Source organism: Belnapia sp. AC561, from assembly GCF_979252845.1.
In genome coordinates this window covers 1-237 of the sequence record NZ_CEEDBP010000484.1, presented here as the reverse complement: position 1 = coordinate 237, position 237 = coordinate 1, and the positions used below count along the sequence as shown (strand labels likewise).

The following is a 237-nucleotide window of genomic DNA, read 5'->3' as shown; positions in this document are numbered from 1 at the left end:
GGCTTGAGCTTGAATATGTTGCGCCCGGTAATTTCCGCCGATTGCCAGCCGAATGTCTGGGCGAACGCCGGGTTGATCTCCAGAATGCGGCCTTCAGGCAGTGTCGTTACGCAGATGGGATCCGGGCTGGCCTGGAATACCGTGGCGAATTTGCGTTCGGAGGCTTGCAGGCGTTGTTCGCGTAAGGTGCGTTCGCTGGTATCGATAAGGATCCCTGTCATGCGCACGGGCTGGCCC

The 237-nt window shown here is 59.5% G+C and carries 1 protein-coding gene; it reads right to left on the bottom strand.

All coding sequences use genetic code 11. The features are described 5' to 3' along the window. Positions 1–237 (bottom strand): PAS domain S-box protein (locus tag AC0IW9_RS31945; RefSeq protein ID WP_471652296.1); only part of this gene is annotated, 237 nt, incomplete at both ends.